Origin of the sequence: Paraburkholderia sp. J41, assembly GCF_905220235.1 — a bacterium.
Taxonomy (GTDB): domain Bacteria; phylum Pseudomonadota; class Gammaproteobacteria; order Burkholderiales; family Burkholderiaceae; genus Paraburkholderia.
The window spans coordinates 98,762-123,378 of the sequence record NZ_CAJMZE010000014.1; the positions used below are offsets into that span (position 1 = coordinate 98,762).

25 protein-coding genes are annotated in these 24,617 nt (G+C 65.4%); 15 read left to right on the forward strand and 10 right to left on the reverse strand.

From position 1 onward, the window contains the following. Positions 1-44: 44 nt before the first annotated feature. From U5805_RS16655 to U5805_RS16670, 4 genes are all read right to left on the reverse strand, one after another. Complete coding sequence (locus U5805_RS16655; RefSeq protein WP_322104587.1) at positions 45-1,496, reverse strand: bifunctional 2-methylcitrate dehydratase/aconitate hydratase; 1,452 nt, start codon at positions 1,494-1,496, stop codon at positions 45-47. 19 nt (positions 1,497-1,515) lie between these two features. Continuing rightward, positions 1,516-2,049, reverse strand: coding sequence for a hypothetical protein (locus tag U5805_RS16660; protein WP_322104588.1), 534 nt, complete (start codon positions 2,047-2,049; stop codon positions 1,516-1,518). Between the two features lie 266 nt (positions 2,050-2,315). Then, positions 2,316-3,326 carry an HpcH/HpaI aldolase/citrate lyase family protein gene (locus U5805_RS16665; protein ID WP_322104589.1) on the reverse strand — a complete coding sequence of 337 codons (1,011 nt, stop codon included), beginning with the start codon at positions 3,324-3,326 and terminating at the stop codon, positions 2,316-2,318. Between the two features lie 179 nt (positions 3,327-3,505). Further along, complete coding sequence (locus U5805_RS16670) at positions 3,506-4,492, reverse strand: malate dehydrogenase (RefSeq protein ID WP_322104590.1); 987 nt, start codon at positions 4,490-4,492, stop codon at positions 3,506-3,508. A gap of 595 nt (positions 4,493-5,087) precedes the next feature. Between U5805_RS16670 and U5805_RS16675 the strand changes: the two genes are divergently transcribed. From U5805_RS16675 to gltA, 7 genes are all read left to right on the forward strand, one after another. After that, a complete protein-coding gene (locus U5805_RS16675) occupies positions 5,088-5,882 on the forward strand; it encodes a GntR family transcriptional regulator (RefSeq protein WP_322104591.1) in 795 nt (264 codons plus the stop codon). Between the two features lie 148 nt (positions 5,883-6,030). Beyond that, the gene (sdhC, locus tag U5805_RS16680; RefSeq protein ID WP_322104592.1) at positions 6,031-6,447 is read left to right on the forward strand and encodes a succinate dehydrogenase, cytochrome b556 subunit; all 417 of its coding nucleotides are present in this window, start codon (positions 6,031-6,033) and stop codon (positions 6,445-6,447) included. A 3-nt stretch (positions 6,448-6,450) separates the two neighbouring features. After that, positions 6,451-6,819 carry a succinate dehydrogenase, hydrophobic membrane anchor protein gene (gene sdhD / locus U5805_RS16685; RefSeq protein ID WP_322104593.1) on the forward strand — a complete coding sequence of 123 codons (369 nt, stop codon included), beginning with the start codon at positions 6,451-6,453 and terminating at the stop codon, positions 6,817-6,819. A gap of 4 nt (positions 6,820-6,823) precedes the next feature. After that, positions 6,824-8,599, forward strand: coding sequence for a succinate dehydrogenase flavoprotein subunit (sdhA, locus tag U5805_RS16690; RefSeq protein ID WP_322104594.1), 1,776 nt, complete (start codon positions 6,824-6,826; stop codon positions 8,597-8,599). A 28-nt stretch (positions 8,600-8,627) separates the two neighbouring features. After that, positions 8,628-9,329, forward strand: coding sequence for a succinate dehydrogenase iron-sulfur subunit (locus U5805_RS16695; RefSeq protein WP_158952683.1), 702 nt, complete (start codon positions 8,628-8,630; stop codon positions 9,327-9,329). Between the two features lie 12 nt (positions 9,330-9,341). After that, positions 9,342-9,608, forward strand: a complete 267-nt coding sequence (locus tag U5805_RS16700) for a succinate dehydrogenase assembly factor 2 (RefSeq protein WP_158952682.1) — start codon at positions 9,342-9,344, stop codon at positions 9,606-9,608. Positions 9,609-9,699: 91 nt separating this feature from the next. Further along, positions 9,700-11,001 carry a citrate synthase gene (gene gltA / locus U5805_RS16705; protein WP_322104595.1) on the forward strand — a complete coding sequence of 434 codons (1,302 nt, stop codon included), beginning with the start codon at positions 9,700-9,702 and terminating at the stop codon, positions 10,999-11,001. A 115-nt stretch (positions 11,002-11,116) separates the two neighbouring features. On the opposite strand, the gene U5805_RS16710 is transcribed toward gltA, so the two are convergent. Further along, positions 11,117-11,581, reverse strand: a complete 465-nt coding sequence (locus U5805_RS16710) for a VOC family protein (RefSeq protein WP_322104596.1) — start codon at positions 11,579-11,581, stop codon at positions 11,117-11,119. A gap of 203 nt (positions 11,582-11,784) precedes the next feature. On the opposite strand from U5805_RS16710, the gene U5805_RS16715 reads away from it, so the two are divergent. Further along, positions 11,785-13,098 carry a sensor histidine kinase gene (locus tag U5805_RS16715; RefSeq protein ID WP_322104597.1) on the forward strand — a complete coding sequence of 438 codons (1,314 nt, stop codon included), beginning with the start codon at positions 11,785-11,787 and terminating at the stop codon, positions 13,096-13,098. Positions 13,099-13,119: 21 nt separating this feature from the next. After that, complete coding sequence (locus U5805_RS16720) at positions 13,120-13,776, forward strand: response regulator transcription factor (protein WP_322104598.1); 657 nt, start codon at positions 13,120-13,122, stop codon at positions 13,774-13,776. Positions 13,777-13,869: 93 nt separating this feature from the next. Here the strand turns inward: U5805_RS16720 and U5805_RS16725 are convergent, their stop codons facing one another. The 4 genes from U5805_RS16725 to U5805_RS16740 all read right to left on the reverse strand — a co-directional run bounded on the left by U5805_RS16725 (position 13,870) and on the right by U5805_RS16740 (position 16,807). Continuing rightward, complete coding sequence (locus U5805_RS16725; RefSeq protein ID WP_322104599.1) at positions 13,870-14,280, reverse strand: TerB family tellurite resistance protein; 411 nt, start codon at positions 14,278-14,280, stop codon at positions 13,870-13,872. Positions 14,281-14,337: 57 nt separating this feature from the next. Continuing rightward, positions 14,338-14,622 carry a zf-TFIIB domain-containing protein gene (locus U5805_RS16730; RefSeq protein WP_322104600.1) on the reverse strand — a complete coding sequence of 95 codons (285 nt, stop codon included), beginning with the start codon at positions 14,620-14,622 and terminating at the stop codon, positions 14,338-14,340. A 106-nt stretch (positions 14,623-14,728) separates the two neighbouring features. Then, positions 14,729-15,715, reverse strand: coding sequence for a TerC family protein (locus U5805_RS16735; RefSeq protein WP_322104601.1), 987 nt, complete (start codon positions 15,713-15,715; stop codon positions 14,729-14,731). 165 nt (positions 15,716-15,880) lie between these two features. Then, the gene (locus U5805_RS16740) at positions 15,881-16,807 is read right to left on the reverse strand and encodes a MipA/OmpV family protein (protein WP_322104602.1); all 927 of its coding nucleotides are present in this window, start codon (positions 16,805-16,807) and stop codon (positions 15,881-15,883) included. Between the two features lie 433 nt (positions 16,808-17,240). On the opposite strand from U5805_RS16740, the gene leuC reads away from it, so the two are divergent. Genes leuC through leuB form a run of 4 tightly spaced genes read left to right on the forward strand, consistent with a single transcriptional unit; the run spans position 17,241 to position 20,621 of the window. After that, complete coding sequence (gene leuC / locus U5805_RS16745) at positions 17,241-18,650, forward strand: 3-isopropylmalate dehydratase large subunit (protein WP_322104603.1); 1,410 nt, start codon at positions 17,241-17,243, stop codon at positions 18,648-18,650. 4 nt (positions 18,651-18,654) lie between these two features. Further along, the gene (locus U5805_RS16750) at positions 18,655-18,807 is read left to right on the forward strand and encodes a hypothetical protein (RefSeq protein ID WP_322104604.1); all 153 of its coding nucleotides are present in this window, start codon (positions 18,655-18,657) and stop codon (positions 18,805-18,807) included. A gap of 58 nt (positions 18,808-18,865) precedes the next feature. Beyond that, positions 18,866-19,516, forward strand: coding sequence for a 3-isopropylmalate dehydratase small subunit (leuD, locus tag U5805_RS16755; RefSeq protein WP_322104605.1), 651 nt, complete (start codon positions 18,866-18,868; stop codon positions 19,514-19,516). A gap of 34 nt (positions 19,517-19,550) precedes the next feature. Continuing rightward, positions 19,551-20,621 carry a 3-isopropylmalate dehydrogenase gene (gene leuB, locus U5805_RS16760; protein WP_322104606.1) on the forward strand — a complete coding sequence of 357 codons (1,071 nt, stop codon included), beginning with the start codon at positions 19,551-19,553 and terminating at the stop codon, positions 20,619-20,621. Between the two features lie 50 nt (positions 20,622-20,671). Here leuB and U5805_RS16765 read toward each other — a convergent pair whose 3' ends face one another. After that, complete coding sequence (locus U5805_RS16765) at positions 20,672-20,932, reverse strand: hypothetical protein (protein ID WP_322104607.1); 261 nt, start codon at positions 20,930-20,932, stop codon at positions 20,672-20,674. Between the two features lie 91 nt (positions 20,933-21,023). On the opposite strand from U5805_RS16765, the gene asd reads away from it, so the two are divergent. Both asd and U5805_RS16775 read left to right on the forward strand, forming a co-directional pair. Beyond that, positions 21,024-22,145, forward strand: coding sequence for an aspartate-semialdehyde dehydrogenase (gene asd, locus U5805_RS16770; RefSeq protein ID WP_322104608.1), 1,122 nt, complete (start codon positions 21,024-21,026; stop codon positions 22,143-22,145). A gap of 230 nt (positions 22,146-22,375) precedes the next feature. Further along, on the forward strand, positions 22,376-24,613 hold the full coding sequence (locus U5805_RS16775) for a FimV/HubP family polar landmark protein (RefSeq protein ID WP_322104609.1): 2,238 nt from the start codon (positions 22,376-22,378) through the stop codon (positions 24,611-24,613). Positions 24,614-24,617: the final 4 nt, after the last annotated feature.

Sequence of the window (24,617 nt, forward strand, 5' to 3'; positions counted from 1 at the left end):
GCGGAAATAACGCTTGCTACAGGTTTGCTGCTGTTGCTGATGTCTCAGATCACATACAAGTCGACGTACTCGTTGACCGGCATGGCAAGAAGCCGCGCCTCGTCGAGCGAGACGTCGAGAATCGCCTGCTGCTGCTTCGCGGGGAAACGCCGCGCGAGGTTGGTCCGGAACTTCTCGATCAGCAGCGGGATGCCGGCTTCGCGGCGTCGCTTGTGGCCGATCGGATACTCCACCACGACTTCGTCGAGCGTCGTGCCGTCGTTCAGTTCGACGGTCAGCGCATTCGCGATCGAGCGCTTTTCGGGGTCGTGATAATCGCGCGTGAAGCGCGGGTCTTCCACGCACGCCGTTTTGGCGCGCAGGGCGTCGATGCGCGGGTCGCGTGCCACTTCGTCCTCGTAATCGGCGGCGGTGAGGCGGCCGAACAGCAACGGCACCGCGACCATGTACTGAATGCAGTGATCGCGGTCGGCGGGATTGGTCAGCGGCCCGGTTTTGTCGATGATGCGGATGGCCGCTTCGTGCGTGCGAATGGTGACGCGCCGGATGTCTCCCGCCGATTTGCCGCGCTGCGCGAGCGCGCCGTGCAGGATCATCGCCGCTTCGGCGGCGGTTTGCGCATGGAATTCGGCGGGAAACGCAATCTTGAACAGCACGTTCTCCATCACGTAGGTGCCGTAGGGACGCTGGAACGCGAACGGCTTGCCGTGAAACGAAACGTCGTAGAAGCCCCACGTCCTGGCCGTGAGCGCAGACGGATAACCCATCTCGCCCGTTTTCGCGATCAGCGCGAGGCGCACGGCGCGCGAGGTGGCGTCGCCGGCCGCCCACGACTTGCGCGAGCCCGTGTTGGGCGCATGCCGATAGGTGCGCAGCGCCTGGCCGTCGACCATCGCCAGCGTGAGGGCGTTGACGAGTTCGTCGCGCGTGAGGCCGAGCAACTGGCCGACCACGGCGGTGGACGCGAGCTTCACGAGCAGCACGTGGTCGAGCCCGGCCTGGTTGAACGAATTCTCGAGCGCGATGCAGCCCTGGATTTCGTGCGCCTTCACCATGGCTTCCAGCACGTGCTGCATGGCGAGCGGCGGCTTGCCCTGCGCCACGGCCGTGCGCGAGAGCCAGTCGGCGGTGGCGAGAATGCCGCCCAGGTTGTCCGACGGATGACCCCATTCGGCGGCGAGCCAGGTGTCGTTGAAGTCGAGCCAGCGGATCATCGCGCCAATGTTGAACGCGGCCTGAACCGGGTCGAGCTGGAATGAAGTGCCGGGCACCTTCGCGCCGTGCGGCACGATCGTGCCGGGCACGAGCGGCCCGAGCAGCTTGGTGCAGGCGGGGTAGGAGAGCGCCTCGAGCCCGCAGCCGAGCGTGTCGATCAGGCAATGCCGGGCCGTCGTCAGCGCGAGCGCACTGTCGATGGCGAAATCGCGCACGTAATCGACAATGTCGACCAGCACGCGATCCGGTTGCGGCCTGACGTTCGAGGTCGGCGCGGACATCGAGGCGCTCCCGCGGCCCTTACTGGCCGGCTGCGCCGCTTGCCGGCGCGGCGCGGTTGGCCGGGTTGAGCGCGTTGGCTTGCGTCGGCGCCATGGCGCCGGCCTGCATGGCGGCGGTCTTGCACTCGTCGGCGAGGCGCGAGCTGTCCTTGTCCGAGAACAGCATGGCCTTCGTCGGGATCACGACGAGGTCGAGGCCGGTGGCGGCGTCGTGGAAGCGGTCGGCGCCCGTGGTGGTCGTCTGACGCGGCAGGTTGTAGTTCTTGCCGGCCCAGTGAACCGTGAGGATCTGGTCACGCGCCATGTCGCCCTTCAGGTCGAACTGCATGCCTTCGGCGCAGCTCCAGTGCTCCGAGCCTTCCGGGACCGCATCGACCTTCGCTTCCTTCGCCGGATTGGCCTTGCGCTTGATGAGGCGGTTCTTCGGGGCCGGCTTCTTCGGCGTCGCCTTCCTGGCGGTGGTCGACGTGGTTTGTGCAGCGGCGTCGGTCGCGGCAAGCATCATCGTCGAGGACAACGTGCCGATGACAGCGGCGATCAGCAATTTCTTCATGGGAGTCAAACCTTTATCTCAATTCATCGGTTTATCAGTGCGCGGCCGCGGCATGCGGCCGCCGTTTGCACTGCGCACGCCCCGTGAGCGCGCAGCGGACGCTATTTTCACCTATTTATCGCCATGAACTTCAATTTCTCCGGGCGGCTGTTGCGCGCGCCGCGACTCATAACGCGCCCGCAATGGGCCTGGCGCGGCAATGCGCGGCGCCGCGCCCCGGCGCAACACGTTGAAAACGTTTTCGGCGCGCCGCCGCGAAGCGGTCATCACGCGGGCTCCCGCGCGTCGCTTGCGCCAAAGAGCGGCGCCGTTTCGGCCGGCACGGCGCGGCCGGTCGAACGCGCGCGCCGCAATACCGACCAGTAATAGCGATAGCTCGCGCGGTCGTGCAGCGTGCTGCCGTGGCGCGTCGGGCCCCAGTGCGCGTGCTGGGCTGCCAGCAAGATTTCTGCCGCGCTGACGATTTCCTCGTCGCGCGGCGCGAACGCGGCCACGATCGCGGGGATTTGCGCGGGATGAATGCTCCACATGCGCGTGTAGCCGAACTCGTTGCGCGCGCGGCGCGCGTCGTTCGCGACCACGTCCATGTCGCGCACTTCGGTGCTCACGTTGTGCGACGGCACGCGGCCGAACGCGTGGCAGGCCGCCGCGATTTCCAGCTTCGCGCGGCGCACGAGCGGGTGATCGAACTGGCCCGGCGAGCGCATGGCGGTGTCGGGAATCGCGCCGTCGTGCGCGGACACGAAATCCATCAGCCCGAAGCTCAACGACTCCACGCCGCGCAGCGCCGCCAGGTCGAACACGCGCGCGAGCGCGCCGTGCGTTTCCACGAGCAACTGAACGGGAATGGGTTGGTCGATGCCGAGTTCGACGCGCGTGGCTTCGATGAACGCCGTCATTTCGGCGGCGTCGGCCACGGCGCGGATTTTCGGCAGCATGATGAAGGCCGGCGCGCGCTTCGCGGCGCGCAGGATCAGGCGTACGTCGTCGCGCCAATGCGGGTGATGAAAGTCGTGGATGCGCACGCCCACGCGGCCGAAGCGGTCGTGCTCGCTGCCGAGCAACGACGCCGCGAGTTCCGCGTGTTCGGCTTCGCGGCCGACTTGCGCGCCGTCTTCGCAGTCCAGCGTGATGTCGAAAACCGGGCCGAGCTGCTGCTGCATCGCGAGCGATTTCAGCATCAGCTTCTCGCTGCCCGCGTAGTGATCGCACGCGGGCAGGATGGCGGGTGGCGCTTCGCCGTCAAACAGCACTTCGGCGGGTGTGAGGGCGCGCATCGTCGGCGTCAGGGCTTGGATGGTGGGTAGGGACCGGATTCGCATGCGTCCTGCGGGCCGAACTGTGGACCAGGGCGCATGCGAATCGCGGAGGGCGCGGGCGGCGTGCCGTCATGCTGACGCGCCGCGCCCTGCGAACCGGAGCGGCGCAATGCGCGCGCCCCGGCCTTGCAGCGGGCTTACTTGCCGAGCAGGTGAGCCACGCCGTCGCGTTCTTCGAGCAGCTCGTTGAGCGTGCCGTCCATCTTTTCGCGCGAGAACGCGTCGATTTCGAGGCCTTCGACGCGCTTGTATTCGCCGTTTTCGCAGGTGACGGGCACGCCGTAGATGATGTCTTCGGGAATGCCGTACGAGCCGTCCGACGGAATGCCCATCGTGACCCACTTGCCGTTCGTGCCGAGCACCCAGTCACGCACGTGGTCGATGGCCGCGTTGGCCGCCGAAGCCGCCGACGAGAGGCCGCGCGCTTCGATGATCGCCGCGCCGCGCTTGCCGACCGTCGGGATGAACGTGTTGCGGTTCCATTCTTCGTCGTTGATCAGCTTGGTCAGGTCCTGGCCTTCAGCCGTGGCAACGCGGAAGTCGGGGTACATCGTCGGCGAGTGGTTGCCCCACACGGCGAGCTTTTCGATGGATGCGACTGGCTTGCCCGACTTGGCGGCCAGTTGCGAAAGCGCGCGGTTGTGATCCAGACGCAGCATGGCCGTGAAGTTCTTCTTCGGCAGATCGGGCGCCGACTTCATGGCGATGTAGGCGTTCGTGTTGGCCGGATTGCCGACCACGAGCACCTTCACGTCACGGCTCGCGACGTCGTTGAGCGCCTTGCCTTGCACCGTGAAGATTTCCGCGTTGGCCGAGAGCAGATCCTTGCGCTCCATGCCCTTCGAGCGCGGACGCGCGCCAACCAGCAGGGCGACGTCGGCGTCCTTGAACGCAACCTTCGGATCGTCGGTGATGACCACGCCCGCGAGAAGCGGGAATGCGCAGTCGTCCAGTTCCATCACGACGCCTTTGACGGCGGCTTGCGCTTGCGGCAGGTCGAGCAGTTGCAGGATGACGGGCTGGTCCTTGCCGAGCAGGTCGCCATTTGCGATGCGGAACAGCAGGGAGTAAGCGATCTGACCTGCGGCGCCGGTGACGGCAACGCGCTTTGCGGGCTTAGCCATTGAAAATCTCCAGGAAGATGCGTTAGACGCCAAGGGAAAACGCCATTCTATATGCGCGCTACCCGAAGCGTTGGTGAAACAGGCGGTCTTGCTGCCCGCCCGCGCCATGCGGCGCATGAGCCGCGGCGCGCGCAGCCGGCGCGGACCGCCGTGCCGGTAACCTGTGCTGCTCGACCAACAAGCGAGGATTGAACGCGCTGCCCGCAGGGGGAACGCCTGACGCTGGCCGCTTCGCGTGTGCCGACTCCTGCAACAGCTCGCTTGGGCCGGTCCACGGATGCGCGGCGCGGAAGGCGCGCCGGCCGGGCGGATCGAAACCTTGACTGCGTGTACTGCGTGACTGCACGAGGGAACAGCATGAGGCAAGGCGGCCCGCGGCGCATTCGCCACATGGAGGGAACGCTGCCGGCCGCGCCCGGAATGCCGATTTCGCGTCTTGAAATCAGCTCGCAACGCCGCCTGCAAACCCTTGCTCGAACGGGAGTTTAGGAGCCGAAAGGGTCAAAGTCAACCGTATCTTATGTCTTATATAAGACATATCTATTGCGGGCAAAATGCTGGACGCGTAGGGTAGCTTTATGTTGAAATGCGCGCCATGAGTGCGAACCCGGCCAGCAACGCGAATCCCCCCGCTCCCGAGAGCGGCGCCGCCGCGTCCGCGCCCGCTTCGCCGTCTCCTACCTTCAGTCCGCTTTATCAGCAGATCAAGGGGCTCATTACGCAGAGCCTCGAGTCCGGCGAATGGAAGCCCGGCGAAATCATCCCCAGCGAAGTCGAACTGGCCGCCCGCTATAAGGTAAGCCAGGGAACCGTGCGCAAGGCGATCGACGAACTCGCCGCCGACAACCTGCTGGTGCGGCGCCAGGGCAAGGGCACCTTTGTTGCGACGCACAATGAGGAGCGCGCCCAGTTTCGCTTCCTGAGATTACTGGCCGATGACGGCGCCGAGCATCCGCACGTGAGCCGCCTGCTGGAGTGCCGCCGCATGCGCGCCTCGGCCGACATCGCGCGCCAGCTCGAGCTGCGTCCCGCCGATCCCGTGGTGCTCATCAAGCGTTTGCTGCAATTCGACGGCGAGAGCACCGTGCTCGACGAAATCTGGCTGCCCGGCGGCGTGTTCCGCGGGCTCACGAGCGAGCGTCTCGCCGACTACAAAGGCCCGCTCTACGCCATGTTCGAGGCGGAGTTCGGCACGCGCATGATTCGCGCGAGCGAGAAGATACGGGCCGTGGCCGCCGAGCCGGCCGTGGCCGACGTGCTCAACGTACCCACCGGTTTTCCGTTGCTGTCGGTCGAGCGCGTGTCCTATACCTATGGGGATCGGCCGGTCGAGGTACGTCGCGGTTGGTATGTCACAACCGGGTACTACTATCAGAATGATTTGAGTTGAGAAGGCGGCCGCGCGAGCGACGCGGCCCCGTTCCCACGCGCCTTCGCATGCCTGCGCACAGCGGTTTCCCGCCGTGGATTTCGCTGCAGCGCGATATGAAAAGGCGCTAAAATTGCGAATTAGTGTTACTACATAGTAGGGGTCTAGCATGGCAGAAGCCGCAAAAAAACCGAGGCCGGAATACCGGAACATCGGGCTTGGGCAGATTTTGTTCGCATACCGCCTGCCGTTGGCAGGCCGCGTGTCGATCGGCCACCGTGTCAGCGGTGCGCTGTTGTTCCTGTTCCTGCCTTTCATCCTGTTCCTGTTTGACCAGAGCCTCACCTCGGAACTCAGCTTCGAGGTATTCAAGGGCTTCCTCTCGAACATCATCGTCAAGCTCGTCGTGCTGGTCCTCGGATGGGCTTTCCTGTTTCACTTCTGCGCCGGCGTGCGCCACCTGTGCATGGACTTCAGCCATGACCTCGTGAGCAAGGAAAAAGGCAAGTCGACCTCGCTCGTCGTCGTGATCGTCTCCACGATCCTCACGATCGCCCTCGCGGCAAAACTCTTCGGAGCGTTCTAAAAAATGTCGGCAAAAAACGGTATCGGTCCGAAGCGCCTCGTCGTCGGCGCGCACTACGGCATTCGCGACTGGATCGCACAACGCGCCACCGCCGTGATCATGGCGATCTACACGGTCGTGCTGCTCGTCCTGTTCTTCGGCGCGCACGACTTCTCGTATGACGGCTGGGCTTCGATTTTCTCGGCGCAGTGGATGAAGCTCGCCACGTTCGTCACGCTCGTCGCGCTGTTCTATCACGCCTGGGTTGGCGTGCGCGACATCTGGATGGACTACATCAAGCCGGTCGGCCTGCGCATCACGCTGGACGTCCTCACGATCGCATGGCTGCTGGGCAGCCTCGGCTACGCCGCTCAGATTCTCTGGAGAGTGTAAAAGAATGGCTGCAATCAAGAATTCACTGCCGCGTCGCAAGTTCGACGTGGTGATCGTCGGCGCTGGCGGCTCGGGGATGCGCGCCTCGCTGCAACTCGCACGTGCCGGCCTGTCGGTCTGCGTGCTCTCGAAGGTGTTCCCCACGCGCTCGCACACGGTTGCGGCGCAGGGCGGCATCGGCGCTTCGCTCGGCAACATGAGCGAAGACAATTGGCACTATCACTTCTACGACACGATCAAGGGTTCCGACTGGCTCGGCGACCAGGACGCGATCGAGTTCATGTGCCGCGAAGCCCCGAACGCCGTCTACGAGCTGGAACACATGGGCATGCCGTTCGACCGTAACGCGGACGGCACGATCTACCAGCGCCCGTTCGGCGGCCACACGGCCAACTACGGCGAAAAGCCGGTTCAGCGCGCCTGTGCTGCCGCCGACCGCACCGGCCACGCGCTGCTGCACACGCTGTATCAGCAGAACGTTGCCGCCAAGACCACGTTCTTCGTCGAATGGATGGCGCTGGACCTGATCCGCGACGCCGAAGGCGACGTGCTGGGCGTGACGGCCCTCGAAATGGAAACGGGCGACGTCTACATCCTCGAAGGCAAGACCACGCTGTTCGCCACGGGCGGCGCGGGCCGTATCTTCGCGGCATCGACCAACGCGTTCATCAACACCGGCGACGGTCTCGGCATGGCGGCCCGTTCGGGCATTGCGCTGCAAGACATGGAGTTCTGGCAGTTCCACCCCACCGGCGTGGCCGGCGCGGGCGTGCTGATTACCGAAGGCGTGCGCGGCGAAGGCGGCATTTTGCGCAACGCGAACGGCGAGCGCTTCATGGAGCGCTACGCGCCCACCCTGAAAGACCTGGCGCCGCGCGACTTCGTTTCGCGCTCGATGGACCAGGAAATCAAGGAAGGCCGCGGCGTGGGTCCGAACAAGGATCACGTGCTGCTCGACCTCTCGCACATCGGCGCGGAAACCATCCTGAAGCGTCTGCCGTCGATTCGCGAAATCGCGCTGAAATTCGCGAACGTCGACTGCATCAAGGAACCGATCCCGGTCGTTCCGACCATCCACTACCAGATGGGCGGCATTCCGACCAACATCAACGGTCAGGTGGTCGGCACGCCGAAGGGCCACGAAGAAGTCGTCAACGGCTTCTACGCCGTGGGCGAATGCTCGTGCGTTTCGGTACACGGCGCGAACCGCCTCGGCACGAACTCGCTGCTCGACCTCGTGGTGTTCGGCCGCGCGGCGGGCAACCATATCGTCAAGCACGTCAAGGAGTTGAAGGAGCACAAGCCGCTGCCGGCCGACGCCGCCGACTTCGCGCTCTCGCGCCTGGCCGAACTCGACAAGTCCACGTCGGGCGAGTACGCGCAAAGCGTCGCGAACGACATCCGCGGCTCGATGCAGAAGCACGCAGGCGTGTTCCGCACGTCGAAGCTGCTCGCAGACGGTGTGAAGGACATCGCGCAGGTTGCCGAGCGCGCGAAGCACATCCATCTGAAGGACAAGTCGAAGGTGTTCAACACGGCGCGCGTGGAAGCGCTCGAAGTGGCGAACCTGGTGGAAGTGGCGCGCGCCACGATGGTTTCGGCCGAAGCCCGCAAGGAAAGCCGCGGCGCGCACGCGCAAAGCGACTTCGAACACCGCGACGACGAAAACTGGCTGCGTCACACGCTCTGGTTCAGCGAAGACAACCGCCTTGAGTACAAGCCGGTTCACATGCAACCGCTGACCGTCGAGTCCGTGCCGCCGAAGGCGCGTACGTTCTAAGGCACACGCCAGTCAAAAGGAATTGGAAATGGCCAAGAGAATTTTTGAAGTCTACCGCTACGACCCGGACAAGGACGCGGCGCCGCGCATGCAAACGTACGAGCTGGACATCACGCACGAGCGCATGCTGCTCGACGCGCTGGTCAAGCTCAAGGAACTGGACGAAACGCTGTCGTTCCGCCGCTCGTGCCGCGAAGGCGTGTGCGGTTCGGACGCCATGAACATCAACGGCAAGAACGGTCTGGCGTGCCTCACGAACCTGAACGAACTGCCGCAGAAGATCGTGCTGCGTCCGCTGCCGGGCCTGCCCGTCGTGCGCGACCTGATCTGCGACTTCACGCAGTTCTTCAACCAGTACCATTCGATCAAGCCGTACCTGATCAACGACACGCCGCCGCCCGAGAAGGAGCGTTTGCAGTCGCCCGAGCAGCGTGACGAACTCGACGGCCTGTACGAGTGTATTCTGTGCGCAAGCTGCTCGACGTCGTGCCCGAGCTTCTGGTGGAATCCGGACAAGTTCGTCGGCCCGGCAGGTCTTCTGCAAGCTTACCGCTTCATCGCGGACAGCCGCGACGAAGCAACCGGCGAGCGCCTCGACAACCTCGAGGACCCGTACCGTCTGTTCCGTTGCCATACGATCATGAACTGCGTCGACGTTTGCCCGAAGGGCCTGAACCCGACAAAGGCGATCGGCAAGATCAAGGAACTGATGTTCCGCCGCGCGGTTTGACGTGCCGTTCTAATGGAATCGCATCAGTCTGATCCGCATCGCCGCGCGCGCCTTCGCTGGCGCGCGCGGCGCGGTATGCTCGAAAACGACATTATTTTCGAGCGTTTTTTCGACCGCTATGAGCATGACCTCAGCGACGCCGACGTGGGTGCGCTCACGCGCCTGCTCGAGCTGAGCGATAACGACCTGATGGACTTGCTGCTCGCGCGCAAGGAACCTGAGGGCAATCTTGCCGACCCGGACGTGAAGCGGGTGCTGGAGCTGCTTCGCAACGTCTGAAAGCGCGGTGCCCACCGCAGTTGTAAGGCGGTGCGCCGCGCCCGACGTGCAACTATCGAATCCTGTGTTTATCTTCGATTGAGGATGTGCTATGACCCCGTCTGATGTAAAAGCCACGCTATCGTTCAGCGACAATTCGCCGAGCGTCGAAATGCCGATCTACAAGGGCACGCTCGGCCCGGATGTGATCGATATCCGCAAACTGTACGGTCAGACCGGCAAGTTCACGTACGACCCGGGCTTCATGTCGACGGCGGCTTGCAACTCGGCGATCACCTACATCGACGGGGACAAGGGCGAGCTGCTCTATCGCGGCTACCCGATCGACAATCTCGCTGAAAACGCCGACTTCCTCGAAACCTGCTTCCTGCTGCTCAAGGGCGAGCTGCCGAACCAGGCCGAGAAGGACGAATTCGTGAAGACCGTCACGCAGCACACGATGGTTCACGAGCAAATGCAGTTCTTCTTCCGCGGCTTCCGCCGCGACGCGCACCCGATGGCGATTCTGGTCGCCGCGGTGGGCGCGCTGTCGGCGTTCTATCACGACTCGCTCGACATCAACAACGCGAAGCACCGCGAAGTTTCGGCCATCCGCATGATCGCCAAGTTGCCCACGCTCGTGGCCATGGCGTACAAGTATTCGATCGGCCAGCCGTTCGTGTACCCGCAGAACGACCTCTCGTACAGCGCGAACTTCATGCGCATGATGTTCTCGAACCCGTGCGAAGAGTACAAGGTCAACGACGTGCTGGTGCGCGCGCTCGACCGCATCCTGATCCTGCACGCCGACCACGAGCAGAACGCGTCCACCTCCACGGTGCGTCTCGCGGGTTCGTCGGGTGCGAATCCGTTCGCGTGCATCGCGGCCGGTATCGCCTGCCTCTGGGGCCCGGCGCACGGCGGCGCGAACGAAGCCGCGCTGAACATGCTGGAAGAGATCGGCTCGGTCGACAACATTCCCGAGTTCATCAAGCAGGTGAAGGACAAGAATTCGGGCGTGAAGCTGATGGGCTTCGGCCACCGCGTGTACAAGAACTATGACCCGCGCGCGAAGCTCATGCGCGAAACGTGCCACGAAGTGCTCGAAGAACTGGGCCTGCACGACGACCCGCTGTTCAAGCTCGCCATGGCGCTCGAAAAGATCGCGCTGGAAGACGAATACTTCGTGTCGCGCAAGCTCTACCCGAACGTCGACTTCTACTCGGGCATCGTGCAGCGCGCGCTGGGCATCCCGACTTCGATGTTCACGTGTATCTTTGCGATGGCCCGCACGGTAGGCTGGATCGCTCAGTGGAACGAAATGATTGCCGACCCCGAGCAAAAGATCGGCCGTCCGCGTCAGTTGTTCATCGGCGACACGCCGCGCGAAGCCAAGCCGATCTCGGCACGCTAAGCCTTCACGTTGCACGCGCCTACGCGTGCATCACGCCTGAAAGCGGTATCGGAAACGCCTCGACGGTTCGCCCGTCGAGGCGTTTTTATTTGCCGATTCATGCCGATCTTCGTGCTCAAATCCAGCCGTCGATTTTCAGGCCGCTCGCCTTTTCCGCTTCTTCGCGCGTGACCTCGCGCGCCGTTTCGCCGAAGCTCCATACGTGTCCTTCGGGATCGACGGCGGCGTACACGCGGTCGCCGTAAAACTGATCCTCGGGCTCGCGCACGATTTTCGCTCCCGCGTTGCGCGCGCGTTCGCAATGCGCGTTCAGACCGCGCTTCAATTGCACATGCACCGACTGCGTGTTCTTGCCGTCGAGCGCGGCGGGGCTGGACGCGGGCATGCCGGGCCATTCGCCGCAAATCATCAGATAGCCGTCTTCGAAGCGCATTTCCGAATGGCAAAGCTTGCCGTCCGGCGATGTCACGACGAATTGCCGCGTGAAGCCGAACGCTTTTTCGAGCCAGTCGAGTGCGGCGAACGGATCGCGGTAATAAACGGCGGCGCCGAAAACGGGGCGCGTTGAGGTGTCGCTCATGATCGTCTCCTTGGTCTGCGCGAGCGGCGGGCGAGCCGAAGCGCAGCACCGTAATCTAGCACTGCGAAACATCGTGCGCGCGCGGCTTGTGCGTGGCTTGTGAGTGGCTTGTGCGCGCCGTTTGCCGCAGCGCGGCGCCGCGCGTTCGGCCGCGGGCGGCGAATCCCTTATGATGGAACGTACTTTCTTCCACGGGACGCGCCATGTTCTTCGCTGCGCACTCGCTGCATCGCCGCTTGAGCATTGCGATCGGCACGCTTGCGGTTCTCGTTGGCGTGCTGGGCGCGCTCGGCACGTTCCTGGTCGTGCGCAGCCTCGCGAGCGAGTTCAACGCGAGCCTGCGCGACGCCGCGGCGCACGTGCAGACCGGCGCGCCGCACCGCGCGGCCGAAGCCGGGCAGCGCAAGCCGTCGGAAGATTTCGTCGTGCAGATCTGGTCCGCCGACGACGGCGCCGCGCCCAGCCGCACCAGCAACGCGGCGCTCGCGCTGCCGCGCGCGCCGAGCGGCTTTTCGTCGATCGACTATGACGGCGAGGCATGGGACGTGTTCGCGCTCGCGGCCGGCGACGAATACATTCAAGTGGCCGAATCGCGCAGCATGCGCAACCGCAACGCGCTGCGCGTGGCGTTCTGGAGCCTGTTGCCGGTGCTCGCGCTGTTGCCGCTGCTCGTGCTCACCATCGCGGTCACGGTGCGGGTGTCGCTGCGTCCGCTGGAGCGCGTGGGGCGGCGCGCCGCGAAGGTCGATCTGCACGATCTCAAGCCGCTCGAAGTCGCGCAGGCGCCCGTCGAATTGCGGCCGTTCGTGGAGTCGATCAATCGCATGATCGAGCGCCTTTCGGTGCTCGTGAACGCCGAGCGCGCGTTCATCGCCGACGCGGCGCACGAACTGCGCTCGCCGATCTCCGCAATGCAGTTGCAGATCGACAATCTGCGCGCCGCGCCGCCCGAGCAATACGCCGAGCGCTTCGACGAATTGCGGCGCGGCGTGGCGCGCACGGGCTCGCTCGTTTCGCAGTTGCTGGGGCTCGCGCGCGCCGAAATTGGCAGCGTGGAGCGCGCGGCCGACGACGTGCCGCTGCGGCCGCTCGTGAGCGACGTGCTGGCCGATTTGCTGCCGCTCGCGGACGCGCGCCGCATCGACCTGGGCGCCGAGCGGCTGGACGAGGTGAGCGTGCGCGCGGCCGCAACCGACTTGCGCGTGCTGGTGCGCAATCTCGCCGACAACGCGATTCGCTACGCGCACGAAGGCGCGCGCGTGGACGTGACCGTGCGCCGCGAAGGCCAGCTCGCGATAATCGAGGTGATCGACGAAGGGCCCGGCATCGCCTCCGCCGACTTGCCGCGCGTGTTCGACCGCTTTTTTCGTGCGGCGGGACACGACGCGCCGGGCAGCGGGCTTGGCCTCGCGATCGTGCAGGCGCTCGCGCAGAGCTATCGCGGCCGCGTGACGCTCGAGAATCGCCGCGACGGCCCAACGGGCGTGATCGCAAGAATCGAATTGCCGCTTTCGTAACGCCGCAAAGGACTCACGACGATGCGCATTCTGCTGGTCGAAGACGATCTGCTGATCGGGCCCGCGCTGCTGCGCGCGCTGAAAGACGCCTCATATAGCGTCGATTGGGTGCGCACGGGCGAGAGCGGCCGCGCGGCGATGCGCGACGGCTCGTACACGGCCGTCCTGCTCGATCTCGGTCTTGCCGACATGAGCGGCCTGGACCTGCTGCGCGGCCTGCGCGAATCGAGCGACGCCACGCCGGTGCTCATCGTCACCGCGCGCGACGACGTAGACACGCGCGTGCAAGGGCTCGATCTGGGCGCCGACGACTATCTCGTGAAGCCGTTCGAGAGCAAGGAGCTGCTCGCGCGCATTCGCGCCGTGGTGCGCCGCAAGTCCGGTTTCGCCTCGCCGACGATGGGCAGCGGCCGCGTCACGCTCGACATGAACGCGCGCCGGCTCACGTTCGACGGCCAGGCCGACGACTTGTCGGCGCGCGAATATGCGTTGATGCTCGCGTTGCTGGAGCGGCCAGGCGCCATTCTCTCGCGTCAGCAACTTGAAGAACGGCTGTACGGCTGGGGCGAGGAAGTGGAAAGCAACGCCGTGGATGCCGTGATCTACAGCGTGCGCCGCAAGTTCGGCCACGCCGTGATCCGCAACGTGCGCGGCCTTGGCTGGGCCGTGTGCGTGTAAATAAAAAGCGGCGAGACCGGTCGCTCGCCGCCAAACCGATGCGCCGGGGAAGCCGCGCATCGTCCGCAAACCCCCGTCAAGGGAATGCGCTCGTCATGCGAGCAGGCGTTGCCACGGTTCGTCCTGCCAGGCGCGGCCGAGCGTGGCAAGCAACGCGACTTCGGTGTCCGCGACGTGACCATCCGCGTAGACGGCCACGTGGCACAGGCTCAACACCTTCGAGCGCAACGCGGGATCGTCGAGTTCGTGCATGACTTGCTGCATCACGTCGGAGTCGAGCTTGCACGCGTCGCTCCAGTTCATGTGCGCATTCGTCAGCAGCAGGTCTTCGCAAAGCCCTTGCATGATCGAGCCGAATTCGCCGGGCGCGAGGCCGAGCCGCTCGGCAATGCGCGCGCGATGCACGGCCACGAGTTCCTCGTTGCTCAGATGGCCGTCCGCGAGCAGCGCGATGGCGACGATGCGGCCGGCGGCTTGCGGGCTATTGTGGAGATAAGTGCGCATGATCAGGAATCCTCTTCAAGTTGCATGATGTCGATGAAGGCGTGACGCGTGGGCGGCTCAGTCGAACAGATCGCCGAGCCACGACTTGCGGCGGCGCTCGTGTCCGTCGCGGCGGTCGTAGGCGCGACGCGGCGCGTGATCGTCACGACTGCCATGGTTGCCGCGATCGTCATGACTGCCATGGCCGCCATGAGATGCGCCGCCGCCGTTGCCGCGTTCGATCAAACGGTCGAGTTCGCCGCGATCGAGCCAGATGCCGCGACACTGCGGGCAGTAGTCGAGTTCCACGCCTTGGCGCTCCGTGAGCGAGAGCGTGACGTCGGGGCAGTTCGGGCATTTCATGATGCGCTCCAGGTTGAGTGGCGGGTCGTCGCGCCGTGCGAAGGGGGTAGGGCGGCGTCGATGGGAACCATCGTATCGACGCAAAATGAGCGAAGAATGAGGACGCTCACGAAGCGCTCGCCGGCGCTTTCCGGCCGCGCGTCTTGATGAGCGACGCCGCCACGCCGCCCGCGAGCAGCGCGAGCGTCACGCCAAGACTCAGGGGCGCGGGAATCTTGCCGACGATGCCCACGAGAAAGATTTTCGCGCCGATGAAAACCAGCACGAGCGCGAGCGCGTGCTTGAGATAGCAGAAGCGGTGCGCCATGGCCGCGAGCGCGAAAAAGAGCGCGCGCAGGCCGAGCACGGCGAAGATGTTGCTCGTATAGACGATGAACGGGTCGGTGGTGATGGAGAAGATGGCGGGAATCGAATCGACGGCAAAAATGAGGTCGGCGAATTCGATCATCAGCAGCGCGACCAGCAATGGCGTGGCGAACCGCGCCGTCTTGCCGGTTGCCGGATGCGCGCGCCGCACGACGAACGCGCGGCCTTCCACGCGCGGCGTGACCGGCAGCACGCGGCGCAGCCAGCGCAGCACGGCGCTGTCCTGCACGCCCGGCTCGGCCTGCCTGCTCACGAGCATCTTCACGCCGGTGATGGCCAGAAAAACGCCGAACACGTACAGCATCCACTCGAACTGCGCGACGAGCGCGGCGCCTAGCCCGACCATCAGCGCGCGCAGCACCAGCACGCCCACGATGCCCCAGAACAGCACGCGATGCTGATACTGGCGCGGCACCGCAAGCGCACCGAAGATCGACGCGATCACGAACACGTTGTCGAGCGAAAGCGATTTTTCGATCAGATAGCCGGTGAGGTACTCGGTGGCCGGTTGCGCGCCGAGCTGCCACCAGATGAAGCCGCCGAACAGCACGCCGATCGCGATATAGCCGAGCGAGAGCCAGAGACTTTCGCGTATGCCGATCTCGCGGTCGTTGCGATGGAGCACACCCAAATCGAGCGCGAGCAGCACGAGCACCACCGCGAGAAAGGCGGCCCAGAGCCAGAGCGGCTGTCCGAGGAAAGAGGCGGCGATGAGCGGCGCGAGCATGAGCGGGTTCCTGTGGCGACGGTGGAGATGCGGCACCGTCGCGGTGCGCAGGACGCCGCGGCCGGACCGTGTCGTATCGACAGGTCAGCGTAGCCGCGCAGAGTGAGGCGAGAATGAGCGCGAGGCGGGCGCCCGGAACTCGCCTGGAACCTGCCTGGAACTTGCCTAGAACTGATAATTGATCGAGACGTCGCAAACGCCTTCGGTCTTGGTCTGGATGATGGGGCTGTGCGCGGCGCTGCCGAGCAGCCGTTTGAGCGCGCCGTCGGCGCTCACGAACCAGTGCTTGTTCACGAAGTAAACCATCGTGAGACCGAAGCCCGCCGACTTCAGGCCGGCGCTCGCGCCGTATTGCCGATAGCCCGAATCGACCGACTGCTGCGGCGTCACGCCGAACCAGCTCTGCATGTAGTTCGAGTCGGCGAACGTGACCGACGGCCCGGCGAACCAGTAGAACTTTTCGTTGCTGCCGGGCAGCGGCATGTAGGTGCCGAGGTCGGCGGTCCAGCCGTTCGAGCCGCCGAAGCTGCGCGTGAACGCCGCGCGCAGCACGAGCGGGAAGTCCTTCGACACGACGTATTCGCCCGCGATCTTCATGAGCGGCGCAGGGTTGATGTTGCCCATGCCGTTCAGCCGCGACGGGTCGTCGTGCGCGCGCCGGCCGAGGTCGTAGGCGGCCGCGACGCTCACGCGCCAGTTCTGGCCTTGCAGCACGTTCACGCCGAAGCCTTCGCCCGTCGAGCCGAACAGAATGTCCTTGTAGCGCAAGTCGAGGCTCGGGCCGGCCATCATGTGATAGCGGTCGGAGCCGTCGTAGCGTGGTTCGAACGTCGCGCCCACGCCGAGCCGCGCTTCGAAGTCGGGGCGTTTCGACTGATAGAGCTTTTCGAGCGGAATGCCGGCCGAATACTGCCATTCGCCGAGCGGCGAAGGCGTTTGCGCATGCGCGCGCGGAGCGAGCGCGGCGAGCGCGCAGGCGGCGGCCGCGACCGAGGCGCGGCGTGCGGTGCGGGACGTGGCCCGCTGTCGGCGCAACGCCGTCTTGCGTGTTTTGATTTTGATGTCGTGCGCGTTGCGAATTGCGAGTGGCATGAGGCCTCCAAGATTGCCTGTACAGCCGCGGCGCCATGCGTGGGAAAGCGATTTTCGGGCAGCATCGCTGCATCGAGCATAGGCGCGCGGCCGCGCTCATGTCGCAATCGACGTGCCCGATCTGGCACCGCGAGCACGCGGCGCATCGACGAATCGCTCTAAAAAATGATCGCAAAAACAAGGATTTCGCTGCGTTCCCGGTTTGAGCGAGGCTCGCTTGCGCGCCGGGAAACGGTCCGCGAAACGACGGGGTAGGACGGATACAGGTATCGCTACTACCACCCAACTCACTGTTTTTTATCGCTTTTTTCGCGGGCTGTTCGGCAAGCGAGGGGCGCTGCATGGCATAATCGTTCCACGCCGCGATGCCCGTGCAACGACGTATCGCGCCAACACCTCGTATTGCCCCGCAGTCAAAACCTCCCCGCATATCATGGCAAAGACGCTCTACGACAAATTGTGGGACTCGCATGTGGTCCACACGGAAGACGACGGCACGACGCTCCTGTATATCGACCGCCATCTGCTGCACGAAGTCACCAGCCCGCAGGCGTTCGAAGGGCTGAAGCTGCACGAGCGCCCGGTGTGGCGCATCAGCGCGAACCTCGCGGTGTCCGACCACAACGTGCCCACCACCGACCGCACGCACGGTATCGCCGACCCGGTCTCGAAGCTGCAAGTGGACACGCTCGATTCGAACTGCGATTCGTACGGAATCACGCAGTTCAAGATGAACGACCAGCGTCAGGGCATCGTGCATATCGTCGGTCCGGAGCAGGGCGCGACGCTGCCCGGCATGACCATCGTCTGCGGCGACTCGCATACGTCCACGCACGGTGCGTTCGGCGCGCTTGCGCACGGCATCGGCACCTCGGAAGTCGAGCACGTGCTGGCCACGCAAACGCTGCTGCAAAAGAAGAGCAAGAACATGCTCGTGAAGGTCGAGGGCACGCTGCCGCGCGGCTGCACCGCGAAGGACATCGTGCTCGCCATCATCGGCAAGATCGGCACGGCGGGCGGCACGGGCTACGCCATGGAGTTCGGCGGCTCGATGATCCGCGGCCTCACGATGGAAGGCCGCATGACCGTGTGCAACATGGCGATCGAAGGCGGCGCGCGTGCGGGCATGGTCGCGGTGGACGACACCACCATCGACTATCTCAAGGGCCGTCCGTTCTCGCCGCAAGGCGCGGAGTGGGATCAGGCCGTGGAGTACTGGAAGGGTTTCCGCAGCGACGAAGGCGCGCACTTCGACCGCGTGATCGAGCTTTCCGCCGCCGACATCGTGCCGCAAGTCACGTGGGGCACGTCGCCGGAAATGGTCACGGCCGTGGACAGCCGCGTGCCGGACCCCGAGCGCGAGAAGGACCCGGTCAAGCGCGACGCGATGGAACGCGCGCTGCAATACATGGCGCTCGAACCGAACACGCCCATCGAGTCGATCAAGCTCGACAAGATTTTCGTGGGCTCGTGTACGAACGCGCGCATCGAAGACCTGCGCGCCGCTGCCTACGTGGTGAAGAAGCTCGGCCGCCGCGTGGCGTCCAACATCCGTCTGGCGATGGTCGTGCCGGGCTCGGGCCTCGTGAAGGCGCAAGCCGAGCGCGAAGGTCTCGACAAGGTATTCACCGACGCGGGCTTCGAATGGCGCGAGCCCGGCTGCTCGATGTGTCTCGCCATGAACGCCGACCGGCTCGATCCGGGCGAGCGCTGCGCGTCCACGTCCAACCGCAATTTCGAAGGGCGTCAAGGCGCGGGCGGCCGCACGCACCTGGTGAGCCCGGCCATGGCGGCCGCGGCGGCCATCGAAGGCCATTTCGTCGATATTCGCAAGCTGGGGTAAGGCTATGAAGACTAGTGTGATTGGCCGCGCAGGCGTCCGTTTGCTGGCGTTGCTGACGCTGTCGGGCGCGCTCGCCGCCCTGTCGGGCTGCAACACGGTGGCCGGCTTCGGCCAGGACATCAGCAGCTCGGCGCGCACGGTGCAGCACGCGCTCTAAGCGCGGCGCCCGTTGCGTCTTTCAGGCATCCAGCAGCCATCCATCAGGATCACGGATCATGGAAAAATTCATCGTACACACCGGCCTCGTCGCGCCGCTCGATCGCGAGAACGTGGACACCGACGCGATCATCCCCAAGCAATTCCTCAAGTCGATCAAGCGCACGGGTTTCGGCCCGAACGCGTTCGACGAATGGCGTTATCTGGATCACGGCGAGCCGGGCCAGGACAACTCGAAGCGTCCGCTCAACCCCGACTTCGTGCTGAACCAGCCGCGCTATCAAGGCGCTTCGGTGCTGCTCACGCGCAAGAACTTCGGCTGCGGCAGCTCGCGCGAACACGCGCCGTGGGCGCTCGACCAGTACGGCTTTCGCGCCATCATCGCGCCGAGCTTCGCGGATATTTTCTATAACAACTGCTTCAAGAACGGCTTGCTGCCGATCGTGCTGAGCGAGTCGGACGTCGATCATCTGTTCAACGAAACCTACGCGTTCAACGGTTTCCAGTTGACGGTCGATCTCGACAAGCAGGTCGTGCGCACGACCGACGGCGCGAAGGAGTATCCGTTCGAAGTGGCCGCGTTCCGCCGCTATTGCCTCTTGAACGGTTTCGACGACATCGGCCTCACGCTGCGTCACGCCGACAAGATCCGGCAATACGAAGCCGAGCGCCTCGTGCGCCAGCCGTGGCTGAACAACCGCGTCCTCTAAGAACGCCAACCGAAACAGAGCGAGGAATCACAGGATGAAGATTGCAGTGCTGCCGGGCGACGGCATTGGTCCCGAGATCGTCAAGGAAGCCGTCAAGGTGCTTCACGCACTCGGCGAAAAGTTCGAACTCGAAGAGGCGCCGGTTGGCGGCGCGGGCTACGAGGCGAGCGGTCACCCGCTGCCCGAAGCCACGCTCGCGCTGGCGAAGGCCGCCGACGCGATCCTGTTCGGCGCCGTGGGCGACTGGAAGTACGACTCGCTCGAACGCGCGCTGCGCCCCGAGCAGGCCATTCTGGGCCTGCGCAAGCATCTTGAGCTTTTCGCGAACTTCCGTCCGGCGATCTGCTACCCGCAGCTTACGGGCGCCTCGTCGCTCAAGCCGGAAATCGTTTCGGGCCTCGACATTCTGATCGTGCGCGAACTGAACGGCGACATCTACTTCGGCCAGCCGCGCGGCACGCGCGAAGCGCCGGACGGCTTGTTCAAGGGCGCGCGCGAAGGCTTCGACACCATGCGCTACTCGGAACCCGAAGTGCGCCGCATCGCGCACGTCGCTTTCCAGGCCGCGCAAAAGCGCCAGAAGAAGCTCACCTCGGTCGACAAGGCCAACGTGCTCGAGACGTCGCAGTTCTGGAAGGACATCATGATCGACGTCGCGAAGGAATATCCCGAGGTCGAGCTCTCGCACATGTACGTGGACAATGCGGCCATGCAGCTCGTGAAGGCGCCCAAGGCGTTCGACGTGGTGGTCACGGGCAACATGTTCGGCGACATTCTTTCGGACGAAGCCGCGATGCTCACGGGCTCGATCGGCATGCTGCCTTCGGCCTCGCTCGACAAGAACAACAAGGGCTTGTACGAGCCGTCGCACGGTTCGGCGCCGGATATCGCGGGCAAGGGCGTTGCCAATCCGCTCGCCACGATCCTTTCGGCCGCGATGATGCTGCGTTATTCGCTCGGCCGCGAGGAACAGGCCGACCGCATAGAAGCCGCGGTGAAGAAGGTGCTGGAGCAGGGCTATCGCACCGCCGACATCATTACGCCCGACTGCAAGCGCGTGGGCACGGTGGAAATGGGCGACGCGGTGGTCGCGGCGCTTCAGTAAGGCGAGCGCGCAAGGGCGCGCCGTCGAAGCGCGCCCTTCGCGATGGCACTTCAAAGCGCGCCCATCGAAATGCGCCCTTTTTTGCGGCTTATGTCGATGCAAAAGCGGTCGCGGCGAGGCGGCGCGAGCGTGTCGTAAATAGCGGAAACGCCGGGCCTCCGGCAAGAATTCAGGATTTTCGTGTATATTGCTTCAATGGCGACGATCTCCCCGATCATGACGATTGCGAATTTCCACGGCGAAACGGCCCGTGCGATTTCGCTCGCCATCACCACAATTAGCACGAAAGCGATTACCAAAACGATCACCATTCGTTGATCGCTCGTCGTGCCCGCTCATCTTCCCCGCGCGGCCACGCCGGGCGAGCGAAGCGGGGAAGTGTGTCCATCTCAAGGGTTAGTCATGAATGTAGGTCTCGTAGGTTGGCGCGGCATGGTCGGCAGCGTGCTGATGCAGCGCATGCAGGAAGAACGTGATTTCGACCTGATCGAACCGGTGTTTTTCAGCACCAGCAATGCCGGCGGCGCGGCTCCGTCGTTCGCCAAAAACGAGACGAAGCTCAAGGACGCGAACAGCGTCGACGAGCTCAAGAAGTGCGACATCATCATCACGTGCCAGGGCGGCGACTACACCAACGAGGTGTATCCGAAGCTGCGCGCGGCAGGCTGGAACGGCTACTGGATCGACGCGGCCTCGGCGCTGCGCATGAAGGACGACGCCGTCATCATCCTCGATCCGGTCAATCTGAACGTCATCAAGGACGCGCTGGTCAAGGGGCAAAAGGACTTCGTCGGCGGCAACTGCACGGTCAGCCTCATGCTGATGGCGCTTGGCGGCCTGTTCCGCGAAAACCTCGTCGACTGGATGACGGCCATGACGTATCAGGCCGCTTCGGGCGCGGGCGCGCAGAACATGCGCGAACTGCTTTCGCAGATGGGCGCGCTCCACGCCTCGGTGGCGAGCGATCTGGCGAATCCTTCGTCGGCGATCCTCGACATCGACCGCAAGGTGCTCGCCACGATGAACAGCGACGCCATGCCCACGGAGCACTTCGGCGTGCCGCTCGCGGGTTCGCTGATTCCGTGGATCGACAAGGACCTCGGCAACGGCATGTCGAAGGAAGAGTGGAAGGGCGGCGCGGAAACCAACAAGATCCTGGGCAAGCCCGCCATGGGCCAGCCGGGTTCGATTCCCGTCGACGGCCTGTGCGTGCGCATCGGCGCGATGCGCTGCCACTCGCAGGCGCTCACGATCAAGCTGAAGAAGGACGTGCCGCTCGACGAGATCGACGGCATTCTCGCGTCGGCCAACGACTGGGTGAAGGTCGTGCCGAACCAGCGCGAAGCGTCGATGCGCGATCTGTCGCCCGCCGTGGTGACGGGCACGCTTTCGGTGCCGGTGGGCCGTCTGCGCAAGTTGGCGATGGGCGGCGAATATCTGTCGGCGTTCACCGTGGGCGATCAGCTATTGTGGGGTGCCGCGGAGCCGCTGCGTCGCATGCTGCGCATTCTGCTCGACAAGTGATTGCTTTAAACTACGCGCCTGATGACGCGTAAGACGGGTTAAAAGCGCCGCGCCAGCCGCGGCGCTTTTTTATTTATTGCGATCCGCATTGCAATGCACCCAAGCGAGCCAACGTTTGATCGACTGCCGCAGGAAGCGGCATGCCAGGGCATCTGATGATCGTACGATTCGATAGCGCGGCTTCCGCGCCTCGCGCCAAGCGCGCCCCTTTCGCGCAACCGCACCGCGCAATGCGTACCGCCTTTGCGGCGGCGTGCTTCCTGATGAGCGGCTTCGCTGCGGCGCAAGGCGCGAGCGCGCCGTCCGCGGGCACTGCGGCTGCGGGTTCGGGCACGGCGGCCACGGCGGCGACGGCAAATATCGTCGGACAATATTCCATTCGTCCGGGTCAGTCGCTGCACGACGTGGCCGTGGATCTCACGCAATCGCACGACAAGGCGGCGCTGACGCGCATGGCGTCCGCGCTGTTCGAGGCCAATCCGCAGGCGTTCAACCGGCACGACCCGAGTCTGTTGCGCGCGGGCGCGGTGCTGAACGTGCCGTCGGTGCCCGATTTGTCGAGCGCGGCCTCGGGCGTGACGGCGGCTTCGGCGCCCAACGCGGCCGCTCCGGTTTCCGCGCCCACGGCCGGCGCGGCTGCGGCGGCGTCCAATGCGGCGGGGCAGGCCAGCGCGGCTGCTGCTGCGGCAAACGCGGCGACGGCGGCGGCAAATACGGCGGCGGCAAGCGCTAGCTCGGCCAACGCAGCGGCGAATGCCGCGAACGGAGCCAGCGCGGCACAGGCCGTTTCGGCAGCGGCTTCGGCGCCCTCCACGGCGGCCAGCGATGCGGCATCGAGCGCTGCGGCCACGGCGGCCAGCGCGGCGGCTGCGAGTGCCGCTGCAAGCGATTCGCACGTCTACAGCGGCGCGGTCCAGGCGTCCGCTTCCACCCCGGCTTCGGCGGCCACGTCGGCGGGCGCGTCCGCGCCGGTGCATGCGTCGAGTCTCCAGCAATTGCTTGCGCTGAAAAATCGCGTGCTGATGGCGTTGCAGCAGCACGGCATCGGCAAGCCGGATCAAGCGGCTCACGTTGCGGGCGCGAACGGCGCGTCGGCGGGGCCGGGCGCGGCGCCCGCACAAACGGCAACGGCCCGGACCAACGCAGCCGACGCCTCGACCGACGTTTCGCCGGTGACGTGGGGCATCGTCGTGGCGGTGCTCGTCGCGTTGATCGCCGTGATCGTCGGTTTGTTGACGCGCCGCCGGAAGCCCCCGCAAGCCGCCGACGACCACGCGAACATGCCGCCGGCGGCCGCCGTGGCCGAGCCCGAACTCAAGGCGCGAGACGACGCGCGGCATCCGCCCGCAACCGAAGCCGCGCCGGACCCGCGCGAACCGCTCGCGCCCGCCCCGGCCGCCGAAGCGCAAGCGCGCGCCGAGGCGCCGCATCGCGATGAAACGCTTGCCCGCGCGAGCGAAGCCGCGAGCCTCCAGGCCGCGGCCTCGCTCGGTGCCGAAGCTTTGCCGCCCACGTTGACCGAGCCGCTGCATCCGGTCGCCGAAGCGCCCACGCCCGCCGCCGAAACCGAGGATCGCGCCGCGCCCGCCGCGCATTCCGCTCACGATTCGCACGAATCCCGCGGATTGCACGAAGCCGAAACGCTGCGCGACGCCACGGAAGCCGCGAGCGTTGCGGCAGCCGCCGAACTCGGCGCGGCGGCGCTGCCGCCCGAAAGCATGACGCACGAGACGCCGCCGCCCGCGCCGCGCACCGAAGCGCCCGAGCCGCTTGCGCCGTCGCCCGCGAGGGCCGCGCCCGACCTGACCCTCGACTTTGGCGACGATCTGGGGCAAACTCCGCGCCCCGCGTCAGCGCACGCACCCGCGCCGCAGCCGCCAGCCGAACCCGAAGCCTTGCCGCAGCCGCCTGCCTCGCCGACGGAAACCGCACGCTCCGCAGCGCCCGCAGCTCCTGTAGAAGACATGAATTACGTTGATGTACCGGCCCAATTCCCGCGCGATGCCGTGGAAGCGCTAGGCGATATCGGCCTGCCGCTGCCGCCGCGCGTGAGCGACCCCGTCGCGCCGGCGCCCTCGCTTGCCAGCCAACCGCTCACGCCGCCGGACGCAACCGGGCGGCCCGCGTCGCCGTTCGAGGCGCCGCCCGCGCCGTTCGCGGGCGAGGCGATCGAAGCCGGTCTGATCGGCGCGGGTGCGCTCGCCGGGTTGGGCGCGCCGCGTTTCGGTGCGCTCACGCTCGACTTCGATCTCGACTTGCCGCCCGAGTCGGCCGAACCGCTGCCCGTGTTCACGCCGGAGCAGCTCACGCGCATCGCCCGCAACAAGCTTGATTTGGCGCAAGAGTACATCGCGCTCGGCGACGTTTCGGGCGCTCGCTCGCTCATCAACGAAGTGATCGAGTCGAACGACCACGCCACGCGCGCCGACGCGCAGGCGCTGCTGTCGACGCTCGCGCCGCTCTCTTGACGCC

Excerpts from the sequence above, each read along its gene's own strand:
- U5805_RS16655 (WP_322104587.1), bottom strand. The coding sequence starts at position 1,496 with ATGTCCGCGCCGACCTCGAACGTCAGGCCGCAACCGGATCGCGTGCTG.
- U5805_RS16660 (WP_322104588.1), bottom strand. The coding sequence starts at position 2,049 with ATGAAGAAATTGCTGATCGCCGCTGTCATCGGCACGTTGTCCTCGACG.
- U5805_RS16665 (WP_322104589.1), bottom strand. The coding sequence starts at position 3,326 with ATGCGCGCCCTCACACCCGCCGAAGTGCTGTTTGACGGCGAAGCGCCA.
- U5805_RS16670 (WP_322104590.1), bottom strand. The coding sequence starts at position 4,492 with ATGGCTAAGCCCGCAAAGCGCGTTGCCGTCACCGGCGCCGCAGGTCAG.
- U5805_RS16675 (WP_322104591.1), top strand. The coding sequence starts at position 5,088 with ATGAGTGCGAACCCGGCCAGCAACGCGAATCCCCCCGCTCCCGAGAGC.
- sdhC (WP_322104592.1), top strand. The coding sequence starts at position 6,031 with ATGGCAGAAGCCGCAAAAAAACCGAGGCCGGAATACCGGAACATCGGG.
- sdhD (WP_322104593.1), top strand. The coding sequence starts at position 6,451 with ATGTCGGCAAAAAACGGTATCGGTCCGAAGCGCCTCGTCGTCGGCGCG.
- sdhA (WP_322104594.1), top strand. The coding sequence starts at position 6,824 with ATGGCTGCAATCAAGAATTCACTGCCGCGTCGCAAGTTCGACGTGGTG.
- U5805_RS16695 (WP_158952683.1), top strand. The coding sequence starts at position 8,628 with ATGGCCAAGAGAATTTTTGAAGTCTACCGCTACGACCCGGACAAGGAC.
- U5805_RS16700 (WP_158952682.1), top strand. The coding sequence starts at position 9,342 with ATGGAATCGCATCAGTCTGATCCGCATCGCCGCGCGCGCCTTCGCTGG.
- gltA (WP_322104595.1), top strand. The coding sequence starts at position 9,700 with ATGACCCCGTCTGATGTAAAAGCCACGCTATCGTTCAGCGACAATTCG.
- U5805_RS16710 (WP_322104596.1), bottom strand. The coding sequence starts at position 11,581 with ATGAGCGACACCTCAACGCGCCCCGTTTTCGGCGCCGCCGTTTATTAC.
- U5805_RS16715 (WP_322104597.1), top strand. The coding sequence starts at position 11,785 with ATGTTCTTCGCTGCGCACTCGCTGCATCGCCGCTTGAGCATTGCGATC.
- U5805_RS16720 (WP_322104598.1), top strand. The coding sequence starts at position 13,120 with ATGCGCATTCTGCTGGTCGAAGACGATCTGCTGATCGGGCCCGCGCTG.
- U5805_RS16725 (WP_322104599.1), bottom strand. The coding sequence starts at position 14,280 with ATGCGCACTTATCTCCACAATAGCCCGCAAGCCGCCGGCCGCATCGTC.
- U5805_RS16730 (WP_322104600.1), bottom strand. The coding sequence starts at position 14,622 with ATGAAATGCCCGAACTGCCCCGACGTCACGCTCTCGCTCACGGAGCGC.
- U5805_RS16735 (WP_322104601.1), bottom strand. The coding sequence starts at position 15,715 with ATGCTCGCGCCGCTCATCGCCGCCTCTTTCCTCGGACAGCCGCTCTGG.
- U5805_RS16740 (WP_322104602.1), bottom strand. The coding sequence starts at position 16,807 with ATGCCACTCGCAATTCGCAACGCGCACGACATCAAAATCAAAACACGC.
- leuC (WP_322104603.1), top strand. The coding sequence starts at position 17,241 with ATGGCAAAGACGCTCTACGACAAATTGTGGGACTCGCATGTGGTCCAC.
- U5805_RS16750 (WP_322104604.1), top strand. The coding sequence starts at position 18,655 with ATGAAGACTAGTGTGATTGGCCGCGCAGGCGTCCGTTTGCTGGCGTTG.
- leuD (WP_322104605.1), top strand. The coding sequence starts at position 18,866 with ATGGAAAAATTCATCGTACACACCGGCCTCGTCGCGCCGCTCGATCGC.
- leuB (WP_322104606.1), top strand. The coding sequence starts at position 19,551 with ATGAAGATTGCAGTGCTGCCGGGCGACGGCATTGGTCCCGAGATCGTC.
- U5805_RS16765 (WP_322104607.1), bottom strand. The coding sequence starts at position 20,932 with ATGGTGATCGTTTTGGTAATCGCTTTCGTGCTAATTGTGGTGATGGCG.
- asd (WP_322104608.1), top strand. The coding sequence starts at position 21,024 with ATGAATGTAGGTCTCGTAGGTTGGCGCGGCATGGTCGGCAGCGTGCTG.
- U5805_RS16775 (WP_322104609.1), top strand. The coding sequence starts at position 22,376 with ATGCGTACCGCCTTTGCGGCGGCGTGCTTCCTGATGAGCGGCTTCGCT.